Genomic DNA, 15,858 nt, shown 5'->3' on the forward strand with positions numbered 1-15,858 from the left:
GACATGAAAAAGACCATACTTATAGTCCTCGCCGCAAGCACCATGCTATCCTGCGAGAAGTTTTTAGATACAGAAAGTTACGATAAAAAGAATACGGGAAATTTCCCGGCTACCGTTGCGGATGCAAACAGTATGCTAACGGGCATATATTCGAGTCTCAATGCCGCTATTTCGAACGTGCAGCATTCGCATTTCTATATGGCTGAGCTGGCGTCTGACGATCGTTTTGGAGGTGGCGGTGAGAATGACCGCGATATGCAAGGCCTCGATCACATCATGAATACGCAGCCCGACCGCTTTCTAACATTTTGGACGGCACGCTATCAAGGTATATTCCGAGCCAACACGGCGCTGGAAACGCTTGATCAGGTAAGTGGATGGACGGGCGACGCTCAAAAGAATCAGGTCATGGGTGAGGTGTATTTCCTCCGGGCGTTGTATTATTTCGAGTTATCCCAATTGTTTGGCGAAGTGCCGCTGGTCAGCAGTACCGCGGTTTCCAATATCCCCAAGGCGCCTGCTGAGGAAACCTACGCGCGTATTGCCGAAGACCTTCAGCAAGCCATTAGCCTTATGCCTAGCAGCCCATATACAAGCGTAGCTTCGGGACATGCTACCAAATGGGCTGCCCAGGCACTGCTGGCCCGCGTGTTCCTGTTCTACACCGGGTATTATGGTAAAACGGAACTGCCCCTCGCCTCCGGTGGCAGCGTCAGTAAGGCTGAAGTCATCCAAGCGTTAGCGGATTGTATAGGTAACAGTGGTCATGACCTTGTTGCCGACTTCCGAAACTTATGGCCCTATGCAAATGAGTTTACAAAAAAAGATTATGCTTATGCCAGAGATAACAACCTAAGCTACGCCGGCGATGGCAATAAAGAAACCGTATTCGCCGTCAAGTTTGGTACGTTAGTGGACTGGGGCGATCAGTATATGTTGGGCTATTCCAACCAGCTAAACCTACATTTCAGTCTTCGTTCAAACAACGGACAAGATGGAACGTTCCCTTTCGGACAAGGTTGGGGCGCTGGCCCTGTAAATAGCAGCCTTTGGAACGAGTGGCGACAAGCAGAACCTAGCGACATTCGCCGCGGCGGCTCCATTATCAATGTGGCTACGGATCTTGACAATTATATTTTTGGAGCCGACAATCAGATGGAGGAAACAGGGTTCTGGCAGAAGAAGTATATCGCTGTTACGGCCTACGACAACGGCAGGCTTATCCCCTCTTACGCTATCCTGGCCGATGCTGCTCCTGCTGAATACCAGCTCGCCCACACACAAGATTTAGTCCTTATTCGCTTTGCCGATGTGCTATTGATGCATGCCGAACTTTCGGAAACGAACACCAACTTGAACAGGGTGCGCGCGCGGGTCAATCTTGCTCCTGTCGGCTACTCTATAGCCGCGCTAAAGCGGGAACGCCGTTGGGAGCTTGCCTTTGAAGGCCTGCGCTACTTTGATTTGATGCGCTGGAAAGAAGTTGCGGCTGCGCTGGCCCGGCAAGAGGGCGTTGCGATTCGCAATAAAGGTATTGATACGCAAATGCGAGCATTTGGCGGCGGCTATAGCGCACGTATAGAGGCTACGGGTGGTTTTTGGCCAATCCCTACTTCCCAAATTGCACTGTCGGATGGCGTACTCACACAAAACAAAGGTTGGGGGGAGTCTACGCACGAGTTTCCAGGTTGGTAATTATATTAAACATACATATTATGAAACATTTTTTGTTTGCACTGTGCAGTCTTTACGCACTCCTGCTATTGGGTTGTGAGGCTATAGAAGACCGAATGGAGCTAGGCACCGCAATCACCGCGGATCAACTCCAGCTTACGGCAACACCGTTAGTCGTCGGCGGGAAGAAAAGTAATAAAGTTATACTCGACAACAAAAGCCCGGTGCTATCTTCTTGGGATTACGGCATCGGCTTGACACAACGAAAAACCGATACGGTGCTTCTGGTCTCTACCGGTGAGAACGAAATCATTTTCACGGGTTTAAATCCAGATGGGAGTAAAATTACCAAGACCCTGCAGGTAACCGTTGACGAGCTTACCTACCCTGTACCGCTGGAATGGGGGCTGTTGACCAACGGATCCGAGAAAAACTGGGTATGGGATGAGACGAAACCTGCCGTATGGGGAAATGGAGGCTACATGGGGAATAGCGCGCCTGCGTGGTGGGCATTGAAAGTGGCCGAAATTGATGGCCAAGCGCCCGGAGAAGGCGCTGGCGCGAAAATGGTCTTCGGGCTACGCGGCGCGACGCTTACCAAGCTTAAATCTACCGGACAGACAGAAGTCGGATCGTTCTCTTTCGATATGACGAAGAAAGTGACGCTGGATGATGGCACCGTTTGGGCTAAAGGAAAATTAACAACCAAAGGAGTGACGGTGTTATGCGGTAAATCCCCCAATGAAGGGAATGCCCCGGTATACGAGTATGATATCCTGCTGATAAACGATACAGAGATGATACTCGCTTACGCTGAACCGGGGGCCGCTGCTTGGGGCACCGCTTGGTTTTGGGTGTTTCGGGCAGAGTAAAGCAGGTTCAACAAATTTCGCAAAGCGCCCGGCCAACCAGCCAGGCGCTTTCCGTGTATCTGCTGGGCAAGGTGCGACCGATAAAACGAGGAAACGAACCAAATAAATCATAAAAATCACTTTCAATTGTATATGATTTAAGGTAAGTTTGTATATAACCGAAAATGGAATAAACCTACCAGCACTATGGATAAGTTTGATAAACAGATTGCTGATCTGCAACAGGGAAAGGAAACGGCGTTATGTTTCTTTATGGATCAGTACGCTACTGCACTACAGTTCTTTGCATTCAAATTTATCCGAGATAAAGAGGCTAGTTCGGAGATTGTATCAGACGCTTTTGTGAAGCTCTGGGAGCGTCGCAGCACCTTCGAATCGACAGCTAATTTGAAATCTTTTTTATACTTAGTAACGCGAAACACCTGTCTAGATCATCTCAAACAAAGCAGAAATAAATATGCACATGATGAAACTTTTCTACAGGAGTTGGTATGTGGCGATGCCGACATCCTTCAAAAAATCATTTACACAGAGCTTGTAGCCCTTGTGGTGCAGGAGGTAAAGCGATTGCCCAAACAACAGGCGCAAGTGTTTCAACTATCGGTCATGGAAGGCCGCGATACCGCAGAGATTTGCGAAGAATTACACACGACCGCCAACGCGGTATATTTCGCACGCTCCAAAGCGGTTGCTGCATTAAAAAAAGCGTTCGAAAAGAGAAACCTATCACCGCATTATCTAACTGCATTGCTTTTTATCGAATTTTAATTCGAAAAGCGAACGGCTCGCATCTTTAGCAGTCCGATCTTCCTGTCGCTTTCATGAAAGTCAGATTGTTTAGTAGCTCATCAATTCTCCAAGCTACGATCAAATACGCAGCACATTATGTTGATCTCATCGATACATATCCTCCTTTATGCATGGTACGCCATCGGGTAAAGTAATCAAAATACCATCGTTTTCGTTTCAAGACGTACATCAAGTAAAAGGGGGGATTAGCTTAGATCATATCCGCTACGCCTGACATGATCTTGCTGCTAAGCCACAATTTCTTTTGGAAAGCGAAGGACAAATGTACTTCCAGATCCCAGTTTACTTTCCACTGTTATCTCAGCACCATGCCTAATCATGATTTTACGGACGGTAGCCAAACCTACGCCCGTTCCTTCAAACTCGCTTACATCGCCTACCCGGCTAAACAGATCGAAAATCGTGTCTCGCTGTTGCTCGCTGATCCCCACCCCATTATCCGTGATTCGGTAAACAGTCTCTTGCCCTGTCGAATCGCCTTCAATGACAACCGTGGGCACCTGTTGTTTATGCGAATATTTAACTGCATTTTCGATCACATTCAAAAACACCTGAAAAAGTAGTATTGGATCGCCTTCCAGTTCCGGCGTACTCAATACCTGCAAGTTGAGGTTGTCGTTGATTTTCCCCATCAGCAAGTGGTCTTTTATTTCGGCGATCAATAAAGACATGTCGACCCGCTGTTTGTTGACAAACTTTTGTCCTACTTTGGAATATTCGAGCACGGTTTGGACCATTTGATTAAGTCGCACCGCACTCAAGCGAATCTTTTCCGCCATGTCGAAGACCATCGGTTCCGTGGACTTCCGCTGTATAAGTTCGGCATAGGCCCGAATTGCCGTCAACGGCGTTTTTAAATCATGAGAAACGGTGTAGGTAAACGAATCCAATTCCGCATACGCATCGCGCAGCTTATCATTTAATAGTCGTAGTTCCTCAATCTTACGGCCGATGGCAAAATTAAGCTCATCCCTAATCTTCACAAAGACCTCAATTTCCACGTCGGTCCAATCTTCTGCCTGTCCGCTACACTCCTGCACCCATTGATCGAAAGAGTTTCGTGGCGAAATAAAGGGCTGTCCATCTTCATCGATGGAGACCAATTTATTAGGATCTCCGGCCCACTTAACTGTCGATGCCTGCTCCGGCCTAAATAAGATAAGGCAATCTTTAATGCCATGGGTCAACCGGCAGGAAAGCACGCCCGCAAAGCGCTCGCTATTTAGCTCCGTGTTGGTAAAATCATCCATCGATTTGTTGCTCCGTATGTAGCTATGGTCATCTACCACCGCAAATTGATTGGCAATTTGCTCAATCTGGTCAGCAGCCGGCACGTCACCCACACTGTAAATAGCCCCTTCAAAAAAGAGTACAAAGCCTGATGCGCGAAAGCCCTGCAGAATTTTTTGTCCACAATCATCTACCAGTGCCGGAATTCGGTCGTTATGTTGCAAGCTGCGCGTAACCTCCATAATGATACCCTGCAACTTTATCCGTTCCTTTTGTATCGCTTCCTGATCGCGCATCCCCACACAGGAACTCAACACCTGCCCGATCAACTTCGCCGTCTCCCGCTGCCGGTAATTGATGAACCGCGGCGAATAGTTATGACAGGCAATTAACCCCCAGAGCAATCCATCTACCACAATCGAAACACTGAAGCTGGAGGCTACCTGCATGTTCTTGAGGTAGCGTATATGCATGGGTGATACCGCACGGAGCGAACTATGGGTGAGGTCGAGCGGTCGCTCGGTGTTGGACAGCAGCTGTGCAGGCGCAGTGCTCACGTCAGCAATCAAACGCACCAGATTTACTTTATACAGTTCCCGTGCTTGCGCAGGTATATCTGAAGCTGGATAGTGAAGCCCTAGCCACGATTCCAGCTCCATGGCGTAATCTTCCGCAACCACTTCACCATGTCCATCCCGATGAAATTTATAGATCATCACGCGATCATAACCAATTACCTTTCTAATCTGTACCACCGTGTTGCCCAGTATCGTGTCCAAGTCACGGTCGGCAAGCATTTGCGATAAACTGGCGCCCACCAAATTTTGAGGATCTTCAAATAGATTAGAATCCTCCGGCTCGATATCCAAGATAAAGAGCGATTCGCTTGGCGTGATAATTAAATTATAAGCCGTGTTATTGATGCGTATTGGATACGGATTTACGGGCTTGACGATGTCATCTTGTGTAGCAAGATCAATCAAATCAAGCACGAAATTACTGTCCTCCTTCTTTCCAAAGAATGCGCTTAGCTGGCATACCGTATTTCCTAAAATGTCTTGCGCGGCGATTCCAGAAGCCGCACTTAAATTTTCACTCATGTACTGAACCACCCCCGCTTTATCGATAGCGATCAACATACCATGGGTTTGTACACCGCCCGGAATGTGGATAGGCTCTTTGCTGCACCAGTCTTGAGGATTAATTTCCATTTTCTAAATTATTTTGTTAAAGTATCTTCCTAAAACCCGGCTAAATTGCTTTCACAGCCGCCCCGCGAAACGACAGGACACGGGGATTCTCGTTTCCAAACTACACTATTTTTCCAATGGGCTGGACGATCCAAAAAGATAACTCCGTATAAAGCTAAGTATAATTTTTGAAATACATATAAACGCGGCGCGTCCGTTATTATCCGATGTTTATTTGCGAAAGCTACGCAATACTCGTCTTAGGCAACGGCACCTTACGGTACGACTGGAAACGCTATCGAAAAGGTTGATTTACAAGGCACAAATATGCTTGTATCGCCCTACTTTCAGGCTGTCCGGCATGATGCCGTAACACACCGAAGTAACCACCCCCCATAGTATTGCTTCCAATTCATCTTCCAGAGACAGACGTTCTTTATCATCTATCAATTCCCAGCCACCCGCGCCTTTTTGCAAATACCGACAGAACAGCTCACCGTGTATCGCGGCGATCACGACTGCACCAGCCGTAGCATGCAGCGAACGGTCAACAATCAGCACTGCATTTCTCGGAATATGAAAACCCAGCATCGCATCGCTGTCCATTTTAAAGTAAAACGTGCAATGCGGATCAGCCACCAACAAATCGTTAATGTCCAATCGCGCCTCCAAGTAATCGTCTGCCGGCGATTTAAAACCCGATATGATTTGCTGCGGAATATGTTTCGACCTTCTCATCACGACACAAAACTATACTAATATTTTTAGTAAAAAAATAAGGATGACAAATCAGGTATTTATCCAATTGGCAAATAAACATGTGGACAGCTGCGATTACCAAATCCGGGAATACGACAGCAAAACGACCATATGTTGCTATGCGAATAACCCCGAATCAACTGTTGCCGAAATTTGCAGCAATACGATCGAATCACGGGAGCTGCCGGGATCGATGTGCCGCACGCCGCTCAAGCGTATCAGCGGATAGGAAAAAGCAGCCTTTGGCATCTTGTACTGCATAGAAATCACATGTGTACTAAATTTAGAAATATTGACACAACATTTCGACAGTCTACTTGAATTATATATATTTTCTAAAACAGCATAAATAGTTAATTCCATTATACGTATCGGAATTTTTGTAGATTATCTACTACAAACATTATTTTTCATAGGAATTAATACGATTTAATACACATCGGTACAATTTTTAACAGAGTGCTATCAAACAATTACCACACTAAATTAAAAACAGCAATTAGAAAATTTAATCTATGAAAAAGCACACGAAATTAATTTACATTTCTCCAACCATTGAAATAATCCCGATATCGTTAGAAAGTTCGTTTGCCGCGGGATCTGCGCAAGTTCGTCCGGTAAACGCAAACCAACAAGCGACTGATGAGTGGGATGTCGATCCTGATGTTGAACGAACTTATACTTGGTAGATATGAAAAATTATTTTGAAACAATAGGAGCTACAAAAGTGATGGTCTTTATAGCTCTACTTTGCTTAAGCTGTAAAAAAAACGTAAACGAGCTTTCTTCTGCTGGTGAGGCGCAAGTACTGGTAACGTTAGCCAGCGCAGAGTTCGATTACGAAGATAATGTGGGTAGTGTATCTTCAGGAAATCAATCCAGTGCCGCACAGATGGCGAAGAGTCCCTCTGCAGAAACAAAAAATACCGCACAACAAACTTTTACCCTGCCCTTTAGCGACGAGATAACCGTTTTCGGTACATTACAGGAATTATCAGCAGGCGGTTCCGAAGCAAACACCCCAACAACGGAATTAAAACGGGCAAGTGCCGGCAAGGCAGCCATACAGCGAAATCCTCTAGCACCAGGCACGCAATACCTTATTGCTGTATACTCTGCTGCTGGCCAATTCGTAGCACAAAACACCTATATATCTGGTCGAGAAAGTGAAACTGCCGCCTTCCTTCTTGACGGCGGATCCACATATACGTTTATAGGCCTTTCGTTTAATACGCAGAATACGGTACCAACGATTGTGTATACCAATCCCAACGTGCGAACACTAAATACGGCTTCGGTTACAGCAACGACCCAAGACCTTATGGTATTTAAAACATCTGTGGCGGTCGTCTCGGGAAATAACACACTTTCCGTTGTTCTTCGGCACATCTTCACTGAAATCACGACCAACCTAATTATTGATCCCACGGTGGGCGGAACGATTACCTCTGTTAATTCTGCAGATATACGCCCAACGAGAACCGGAGCAACCTATTCCTTGGCAACCGAAGCAATAACCTACGCGGCGCTCTCTTCTACCGGCCAAACGGTAGCATTTCCTGCCATACCGACAGGAGGTACGAAACGCCTAAGTAGCACGCCGACACGCCTACTTTCTCCCGCTGTTAGCAACGGCGTGCTCACCTTGCGGAATTTGACGGTAAACGGGACGGCGAAAGCGGAATTCCTTGTTCCGGATTTGGCCATTTCACCTGGAAAAAAATACAACCTGAACTTAAATTTTCGGGTACCCTGTACGCAGGATGTAAATAATACTGTTTTTGACGTTAGGGATGGAAATTTCAGAGATTTTACGGTATCGGGTGCGAACTATGGATTTATCTTGGATATTTACACGCTGGATAACTCGTTCAATATGACGATTAATGGAACGCGGATCGGATCCAATGAAATACAATTTCAAGCGAGCGGCGCAGGGTCTCCAAGGAACATTCAATTTGCAGATGGGGCGCTATGGGGTTTAGGAGGCGTCCCCGAAATATATGATTTGATAGGTAATGAAGCATCACCGATTATCAGGGTAACTGTTAGCGCAGCAGGTCAAGTATCTTTAGAAGGTAGAAAATCAATTAGCGGCCCGTTGTTACCGTTAACTACTATACCAGGAGGGAATTTGACACTTGCCAACACCACTTGGAATACAACGGGGAGCAACACCATACGAGTCACACAGATTGTTTCTGGCCCTACCCTAATCACTGGAAGAGGGCGCGGAAGACAGATAATTACCTGTCCGAATTAGGCTAAAATGCGTGAATTCACCCAATAAAATGTATAAAAGCGATAAAACAGGTGTATTACTATAACTCATATTTGATAAAAATATGTAGGTTTGTTAAATTGAGTTGCTCTTCCCAGGGGCACTATTTCATAAGCAGACTCTCCATGGTAACATGGAGGGTCAATGAAAACCCGCCGTGGATCAGCATCGTACCCAGAAATTTAACACACGGCTCACCACGATTTAGGCTTGTAAAAAAAAAATCAAAAACATTTGCATTAATAAACTATAAGGCTTACCTTCAACTCATAATTACACAATAGCTATGAAATAGGAACTCAAAACCTAAGATTCCAAAAAAAAAGAGTACGACTGCTTATGAAAATGTTCCGGGGAATGGACATTCAATAATCCCTTCGTCACCCGACGAGGGGATTTTTAATTTCCGTGAACGAAGTAGGTGTACTAAGAGAGACCCTTTGATCCTTTAAATCTTCCTCCATCTTTCCCAGAAGCAAATCGATCGAGATGTTGTCCGCACATAAACATCTCACCTTATAGGTGCCATTTCCTTTACGAAACGGAATATTCTATTATTCGTAACTAATCATGGAAAAATGCGTTATATAGAAAACCGCTTAAGTTGTACATAAGGTGAAGATAAAAATTTCGATAACCGAGCTGATCAGTTGCATGACGATCCTACTGATCTTTTCCGCTTGCAAAGGGGGCGACAAAGAACAAAAAAAAGACGAGCAACCGGCTACACACGCGGTGCTCAACATTCAACCACAGGAAACGGTAGTATATACCAGTTACCCTGCTTCCATACAGGGGCAAGATGTAATCGAGATTAGACCTCGCGTAGAGGGCTACCTCGAGGAGCTCTATGTCGACGAAGGCGCGACCGTAAAAAAAGGGCAGCGTCTTTTTCGAATTTCAAGTCCACAATTCGAGCAGGAAAAAAGAATGGCGCAGGCTGCCATCCAAACCGCGCAAGCCGACGTTGATGCCGCAGAGATGATGGTTCGTAAAACGCGGCCGCTGGTCGAAAAGGAAATCATAAGCGAGTATGAGCTGGAATCTGCAGATTACGCCTTACAAGCAAAAAAGGCTGCGTTGGCGCAAGCGCGCGCGAACTTGGCAAACGCACAAGCGAATTTAGGGTTCACGATAATTAGCAGCCCGAGCGATGGTATTATCGGTACGATCCCCTACCGCAAAGGCAGTTTGGTCAGCACGAGCTCGACCTCACCGCTGACCTTTCTCTCCTCCAACAAAGATATGTATGCCTATTTTTCACTGGACGAAAAGCAGCTTCTTGCTTTCAATCGCCAATTCGAAGGCAAAACTATTCAAGAAAAGCTAAAAAACCTGCCCGCCGTGGAATTGATACTTGCTGACGGCAGCAGCTACGAGCAGCAAGGTCAAGTGCAGACGGCAAGCGGACTGCTTACCGCACAAACCGGGTCTGCAAATTTTAGAGCGACATTCCCGAATCCATCGGCCGTGCTCCAGAGTGGCGGCAGCGCCATTTTGCGCATCCCCAGAAAGATCGATCACGCCATTATTATTCCGCAGTCCTGCACCTATGAGGTGCAAGATAAGCGCATGGTTTACGTCATCCACAAAGACAATCGGGTACGCAGCCAAGCGATCGTCGCGACGGCTACGAATGACGGAAAGCATTTCATCGTAGAAAAAGGCCTTTCCGAAGGGGATGCTGTTGTGCTTAGTGGGATGGCCAACTTGAAAGACAGCGTGTTGATCACGCCGAAAGAGACCCCACAAAAACGTTAACGGTCCATGCTGATCTATGAAAAAAAATAAAAAAAAGAAATCCAGCAAACTCAAGGTATTTATTGATCGTCCTGTGCTTAGCACGGTGATATCGATCATCATTGTCTTATTGGGTTTACTGGGCATACTGACGCTCCCGATCGCGCAATACCCCGACATTACACCGCCAACCGTGCAGGTGACCGCTACATACATCGGGGCCAATGCAGATGTCGTGCAGCGCAGCGTCATTGTACCTTTGGAGGAACAAATTAATGGTGTGGAGGGAATGACCTACATGACATCCACCTCGACAAATGAAGGCGTGGGAACCATTGATATTTATTTTGAGATTGGAACAGATCCCGATATGGCGGCGGTGAATGTACAAAACCGTGTCTCGACCGCCAATAGCCTCCTTCCGCAAGAGGTGACCCAAGCTGGTGTTATTGTAAAAAAGAGACAAGGAAGTAACCTCTTTATCAATGCACTATACAGCGACAAGGAAGAGTACGATCAGAATTTTTTGCAGAATTATGCGGAAATCAACATCATACCGCAATTAAAACGAATACAAGGTGTAGGCGACGCCTCCGCGATGGGAAGGCGTTTGTATGCCATGCGCATATGGTTGAAACCAGACGTGATGGCTTCCTATGGCCTTACTCCACAAGATGTATCATTGGCACTTAGTAACCAGAATATTGAGGCGGCACCGGGAAAATTTGGTGAAAATGGCGATCAGAGTTTCCAATACGTAATTAAGTATACCGGCAGACTGACCTCCATTGCCGAATTTGAAAATATCATTGTGCGATACGCAGGCCAAGGCAATCTTATTCGCCTGAAAGACATTGCCCGCATCGAGTTGGGTGCGGAAAGTTACGGCGTCACACCAACGGTCAACGGAAAACCATCTGTTAACATTGCGGTCAACCAGATCGCGGGTGCTAACGCCAAAGAGGTTATCGAGGGCGCGAAGGCTGTATTTGCCGAGGCCGAAAAATCCTATCCTGCAGGCATCCACAACGTGACTTTTGTGGACATCAACACCTTTTTAGATGCATCAATTTCGAAGGTTATTTACACCTTGATTGAATGCTTCCTGCTCGTTTTTCTGGTCATCTTCGTTTTCCTACAAGATTTTAGAAGCACCATTATCCACGGCATATCCGTGCCGGTATCGATCACGGGAACGTTCTTTTTTCTCCAGCTGTTGGGCTACAGCATCAACCTCCTTACGCTATTTGCGATGGTGCTGGCTATCGGCATCGTGGTGGATGATGCCATCGTTGTGGTTGAAGCGGTTCATGCAAAGCTTGAGGGCGGATACAAATCTGCGCGGAAGGCCGCCGTAGATGCAATGTCCGAAATATCTTCCGCCATTGTTTCGATTACATTGGTCATGGCTGCCGTTTTTATTCCCGTCAGTTTTATGGGTGGTTCAACCGGTGTGTTTTATAAACAATTTGGCATTACACTGGCTATCGCCATTATTATTTCTGCGGTAAACGCCTTGACACTATGTCCAGCCTTGGCTGCTCTTTTTCTCAAACCACCGGCCCATTCCAGTTCTGACGCAGATCAAAAGAAAGGCTTGCTGGCACGCTTTGGGCGGGCGTTTAACAGCGGCTATGATAAGGTGCTGAACAAATACAAACACGCAATCAGCTTTTTTGGTCGAAAGAAATGGCTGATGGGGATTTTCACGATAGGCTTTGCCATAGCGCTTGGCTTTGCCTTTCGAAAGACACCAGCAAGCTTTGTCCCACCCGAAGATATGGGCACCGTGTTTGTGATGATGAGTCTTCCTCCTGCCGCATCCATGGAGCGAACAACGGTTATCGCGAATGAAGTGGATAGCATCATACGCACTATCGATGCCGTAAACAATGGTTTGCGCATGGTAGGTCGTAACAATATTGCCGGTGAGGGTAGTTCGTACGCGATGGAGATCGTGAAGCTTAAACACTGGGATGATCGTAAGGGCACCACAAACGAAGATTTTATCACGGAGCTCCGCGAGAAGACCGCACATATCCAAGAAGCCAAGCTACAATTTATTTCACAGCCTACCATTACCGGCTTCGGCGCAAGCGGCGGCTTCGAGCTTCAGTTACAGGATCAGTCCGGTCAATCCATCGAAAACTTGTATGAAGTATCACAGAAATTTATTCAAGCACTGAATCAGCGTCCAGAAATACAAACGGCATCGACCTCGTTCAACCCCAATTTTCCGCAATATCAAATGTCGGTCAATGTCGCCAAAGCCCAAGAAGCAGGTATTAGTATTTCAACCATACTTGAGGTGATGCAAAGTTACTACGGCGGGCTATATGCCAGCAACTACAATCAGTTTGGTAAACAATATCGCGTGATGGTTCAGGCCGACACCATGTATCGGGCGAATATGGAGGGTATCAAAAATATTTTTGTGCGAACGGATAACGGGCAACAGATGGCGCCTATCACAGAATTTATTGAACTAAAAAGGGTCTATGGCCCGGAAAGCATCGCACGATTCAATATGTTTACTGCTGTCACGATTAATGGCTCGCCCGATACGAAGCATAGCTCCGGCGAGGCGCTACTCGCTATACAGGAGGTGGCAGCAGAAACCTTGCCCGACGGATATGGTTTTGAATTTTCGGGGATAAGCCGTGAAGAGGAAGGTAGCGGAAAGCAGTCTATCCTCATTTTTTCGGTATGTCTGATTTTCGTTTACTTTCTCCTTTGCGCACAATACGAAAGCTATGTACTTCCTTTAGCCATCATATGTTCGCTACCGATCGGTCTATTGGGTGTTTTGCTCTTTGTCAGCCTTTGGGGGCTGGACAACAACATTTATGTACAGATCACGCTTATTATGCTGATCGGCCTGCTTTCGAAGAATGCGATCTTAATCGTGGAGTTCGCGCTGCAACGGCGAAGAAGCGGGCTTTCAATATTTGAGTCGGCGCTGCAGGGCGCGGAAGCGCGGCTACGTCCTATTTTGATGACCTCCTTTGCGTTCATCTTCGGGCTGCTCCCCCTACTCTTTTCGTCAGGCGCTGGTGCGAAAGGTAATGTATCCATCGGTGTAGGCTCTATTGGTGGGATGTTGACAGGCACTTTGCTGGGGGTGTTTATGGTTCCTGTGCTTTTTATGATATTTCAAGGCTTACACGAAAAAATGAGTAGTAAATTTAAGGAGGACGAGCATGGAACAGCATCTTAAACACTATTCCGGACCGAGACAATCCCATTGTTCCAAGTGGTTTACCGGATTCATCTTCGCTATGCTACTCGTCGGTATGGTATGTTCTTGTGCGGTTACAAAAAACTACCAGCGTCCTAACACAGCAGATGTAAGCCAACTCTTTAGAGATCGCGATACATCGACAAACGATACGAGCACGTTAGCGACTATTCCCTACAGCCGATTTTTCAAGGATAAGAACTTACTTATGCTTATTGATTTAGGGCTTCAAAACAACTTGGACCTTAAAATTGCCTTTACACGCATCCAAGCTGCAGCGGCTGCCTTTCGCCAAAGCAAGCAAGCCTTTTACCCTACACTTTCGGCGCAAGGCGAGGTGAGCTACAACCGGCCATCTACCGCACAGGCACGCGCGAACGGTGTCGACGTAACATCCATCCCCGATAACCGAATATATGATCTGATAGCCACTACAAGCTGGGAGATTGATGTCTGGGGGAAGCTTCGCAGCACAAAGCGTTCGCAATATGCGGCGTTTCTGGCGAGCCAATCTTATTTGCGAACCGTCCAAACGCAGCTCGTCGCCTCCATTGCAATACATTACTACCAACTGCTGGCCTACGATGAACAGCTCCGCATCTTAGATTCTACGGTCATCAACAGGCAGCAAGATGTTGATATCGTCAAAACATTGAAGCAAAGCGCCATCGTGACGGGTGCCGACATCGCCAACAGCGAAGCCAATGTGAAAGTTGCAAAGCTGCAGATTCCGGAGGTCATGCAACAACGGCGCGAAGTGGAAAATGCCATGTCGATCTTGCTTGGCATGCCGCCGCAAGACATTGTACGCAATAGCTTTGATAGCTTAGCGATCGACAGTAGCTTACATACCGGTGTACCGGCGCAACTATTGGCACATAGGCCAGATGTCCAGGAAGCAGAGCAAGCCTTTCAGCAGGCTTTTGAACTGACGAATGTTGCTCGAACACATTTCTATCCCTCCCTATTGATTTCTGGAAGTGCTGGCTGGGCCACCGCCAACACCTTGCAAGGCTTCTTTACGGGAACCTTCTATGGAAGTTTATTGGGCGGTGTTGTGCAACCGATCTTCAATCAAGGACTCAATCGCCAGCGCCTGGCAACCGCCCGGGCCACGCAAGATGAGGCCTACTACACGTTCCAAAATACCATGCTGGTAGCCGGCCAAGAAGTTAGTAATGCACTATATTCGTTTGCGATAGCAAAAGACAAGGAAGCTATTCGAAGTGCCCAGATTATCGACTTAAAAAGAGCCGCTGATTTTACAAAAGAACTGTTACGCTATACGCCCAATACAAATTATACCGATGTGCTGACTGCCGAGCAAAATCTCCTGCAAGCGCAACTGGAGGCGATATCAGACAAATTGCAGCAACTTGTCGCCGTCGTCGAATTATATAGGGCTTTGGGCGGTGGTTGGACCGACTATGCCACTCCTACATCGGAGTGATCAATGCGGAATATTTCATTTATTATTCAAAAGAGAACAGGATCGCCATTGTGAAGGCTGATCCAATGCACTAATCAGAAAAAAAGCATGGATAAAACAATTGAGAGAGAAAACTAATACAGTAAAAGATAGGTTCTTTAAAAAACGTAGTACTATGGAAAACGAAAAAGACAAACACGAGGATCTCTCCGCAGCAAGCAAAAGTGATGGCTCCAATACCCAAAAAGATCCAGACGATTGGACGACGGGCAGTGAGCCTATGACAGGCGCGCAGGCTTCTTACCTAAAAACATTGTCTGATGAAGCCAAAGTTCCTTTTGAGGAGGGCTTGACAAAGGCTGAAGCTTCTAAACGGATCGACGAACTTCAACATCTCACCGGTAGAGGCTTAGACACGCCATCGGATAATTAACTTGCATAACGGGGTGCTGGAAAACAAGCCTTTCAGCACTCCTTTGTTTCCTCCCCCCCAATTGAAGTCCTGCTACGCCCATCGCTTTACGCGCTAATGCGCTCTCCAGCGAAGTTCTACTATTCTTCGAAGTTATAGCTATCTTGCAGTGCCTCGCTTTTTTATGACCATCCTGTGCCCGATCGGCGGCTGCAAATCACTT

At 46.7% G+C, this 15,858-nt stretch carries 12 protein-coding genes; 10 read left to right on the forward strand and 2 right to left on the reverse strand.

The window, feature by feature from the left end:
* Positions 1 to 3 precede the first annotated feature (3 nt).
* The 3 genes from B0I21_RS11785 to B0I21_RS11795 all read left to right on the forward strand — a co-directional run bounded on the left by B0I21_RS11785 (position 4) and on the right by B0I21_RS11795 (position 3,314).
* Positions 4 to 1,695, forward strand: coding sequence for a RagB/SusD family nutrient uptake outer membrane protein (locus tag B0I21_RS11785; protein WP_133640663.1), 1,692 nt, complete (start codon positions 4 to 6; stop codon positions 1,693 to 1,695).
* A 20-nt stretch (positions 1,696 to 1,715) separates the two neighbouring features.
* The gene (locus B0I21_RS11790; protein ID WP_133640664.1) at positions 1,716 to 2,546 is read left to right on the forward strand and encodes a hypothetical protein; all 831 of its coding nucleotides are present in this window, start codon (positions 1,716 to 1,718) and stop codon (positions 2,544 to 2,546) included.
* 186 nt (positions 2,547 to 2,732) lie between these two features.
* On the forward strand, positions 2,733 to 3,314 hold the full coding sequence (locus B0I21_RS11795; protein WP_133640665.1) for an RNA polymerase sigma factor: 582 nt from the start codon (positions 2,733 to 2,735) through the stop codon (positions 3,312 to 3,314).
* Positions 3,315 to 3,583: 269 nt separating this feature from the next.
* On the opposite strand, the gene B0I21_RS11800 is transcribed toward B0I21_RS11795, so the two are convergent.
* Both B0I21_RS11800 and B0I21_RS11805 read right to left on the reverse strand, forming a co-directional pair.
* The gene (locus B0I21_RS11800; RefSeq protein WP_133640666.1) at positions 3,584 to 5,797 is read right to left on the reverse strand and encodes an ATP-binding protein; all 2,214 of its coding nucleotides are present in this window, start codon (positions 5,795 to 5,797) and stop codon (positions 3,584 to 3,586) included.
* Positions 5,798 to 6,088: 291 nt separating this feature from the next.
* A complete protein-coding gene (locus B0I21_RS11805; RefSeq protein ID WP_133640667.1) occupies positions 6,089 to 6,514 on the reverse strand; it encodes a S24 family peptidase in 426 nt (141 codons plus the stop codon).
* A gap of 43 nt (positions 6,515 to 6,557) precedes the next feature.
* Here B0I21_RS11805 and B0I21_RS11810 point away from each other — a divergent pair, with 43 nt between their 5' ends.
* The 7 genes from B0I21_RS11810 to B0I21_RS11835 all read left to right on the forward strand — a co-directional run bounded on the left by B0I21_RS11810 (position 6,558) and on the right by B0I21_RS11835 (position 15,656).
* A complete protein-coding gene (locus B0I21_RS11810) occupies positions 6,558 to 6,764 on the forward strand; it encodes a hypothetical protein (RefSeq protein ID WP_133640668.1) in 207 nt (68 codons plus the stop codon).
* Positions 6,765 to 7,050: 286 nt separating this feature from the next.
* A complete protein-coding gene (locus B0I21_RS20150; RefSeq protein WP_166637841.1) occupies positions 7,051 to 7,224 on the forward strand; it encodes a hypothetical protein in 174 nt (57 codons plus the stop codon).
* A 2-nt stretch (positions 7,225 to 7,226) separates the two neighbouring features.
* Positions 7,227 to 8,798: a hypothetical protein gene (locus tag B0I21_RS11815; RefSeq protein WP_133640669.1), complete on the forward strand. Its 1,572-nt coding sequence runs from the start codon at positions 7,227 to 7,229 to the stop codon at positions 8,796 to 8,798.
* A 633-nt stretch (positions 8,799 to 9,431) separates the two neighbouring features.
* Positions 9,432 to 10,577, forward strand: a complete 1,146-nt coding sequence (locus B0I21_RS11820; RefSeq protein WP_243836072.1) for an efflux RND transporter periplasmic adaptor subunit — start codon at positions 9,432 to 9,434, stop codon at positions 10,575 to 10,577.
* A 16-nt stretch (positions 10,578 to 10,593) separates the two neighbouring features.
* Positions 10,594 to 13,773 (forward strand): efflux RND transporter permease subunit, encoded by a 3,180-nt coding sequence (locus tag B0I21_RS11825; RefSeq protein ID WP_133640670.1) that lies wholly within the window; start codon positions 10,594 to 10,596, stop codon positions 13,771 to 13,773.
* The gene (locus B0I21_RS11830; RefSeq protein WP_208292328.1) at positions 13,757 to 15,244 is read left to right on the forward strand and encodes a TolC family protein; all 1,488 of its coding nucleotides are present in this window, start codon (positions 13,757 to 13,759) and stop codon (positions 15,242 to 15,244) included. Before B0I21_RS11825 ends, B0I21_RS11830 begins: the two co-directional genes overlap by 17 nt.
* Before the next feature lie 154 nt (positions 15,245 to 15,398).
* Positions 15,399 to 15,656 (forward strand): DUF3072 domain-containing protein, encoded by a 258-nt coding sequence (locus B0I21_RS11835; RefSeq protein WP_133640671.1) that lies wholly within the window; start codon positions 15,399 to 15,401, stop codon positions 15,654 to 15,656.
* Positions 15,657 to 15,858: the final 202 nt, after the last annotated feature.

Source organism: Sphingobacterium paludis (genome assembly GCF_004364125.1).
Taxonomy (GTDB): Bacteria; Bacteroidota; Bacteroidia; order Sphingobacteriales; family Sphingobacteriaceae; genus Sphingobacterium; species Sphingobacterium paludis.

What these genes read in the sequence shown, in the direction of transcription:
- B0I21_RS11785 (WP_133640663.1), top strand. Translation starts at nt 4, where the DNA reads ATGAAAAAGACCATACTTATAGTCCTCGCCGCAAGCACCATGCTATCC.
- B0I21_RS11790 (WP_133640664.1), top strand. Translation starts at nt 1,716, where the DNA reads ATGAAACATTTTTTGTTTGCACTGTGCAGTCTTTACGCACTCCTGCTA.
- B0I21_RS11795 (WP_133640665.1), top strand. Translation starts at nt 2,733, where the DNA reads ATGGATAAGTTTGATAAACAGATTGCTGATCTGCAACAGGGAAAGGAA.
- B0I21_RS11800 (WP_133640666.1), bottom strand. Translation starts at nt 5,797, where the DNA reads ATGGAAATTAATCCTCAAGACTGGTGCAGCAAAGAGCCTATCCACATT.
- B0I21_RS11805 (WP_133640667.1), bottom strand. Translation starts at nt 6,514, where the DNA reads ATGAGAAGGTCGAAACATATTCCGCAGCAAATCATATCGGGTTTTAAA.
- B0I21_RS11810 (WP_133640668.1), top strand. Translation starts at nt 6,558, where the DNA reads ATGACAAATCAGGTATTTATCCAATTGGCAAATAAACATGTGGACAGC.
- B0I21_RS20150 (WP_166637841.1), top strand. Translation starts at nt 7,051, where the DNA reads ATGAAAAAGCACACGAAATTAATTTACATTTCTCCAACCATTGAAATA.
- B0I21_RS11815 (WP_133640669.1), top strand. Translation starts at nt 7,227, where the DNA reads ATGAAAAATTATTTTGAAACAATAGGAGCTACAAAAGTGATGGTCTTT.
- B0I21_RS11825 (WP_133640670.1), top strand. Translation starts at nt 10,594, where the DNA reads ATGAAAAAAAATAAAAAAAAGAAATCCAGCAAACTCAAGGTATTTATT.
- B0I21_RS11830 (WP_208292328.1), top strand. Translation starts at nt 13,757, where the DNA reads ATGGAACAGCATCTTAAACACTATTCCGGACCGAGACAATCCCATTGT.
- B0I21_RS11835 (WP_133640671.1), top strand. Translation starts at nt 15,399, where the DNA reads ATGGAAAACGAAAAAGACAAACACGAGGATCTCTCCGCAGCAAGCAAA.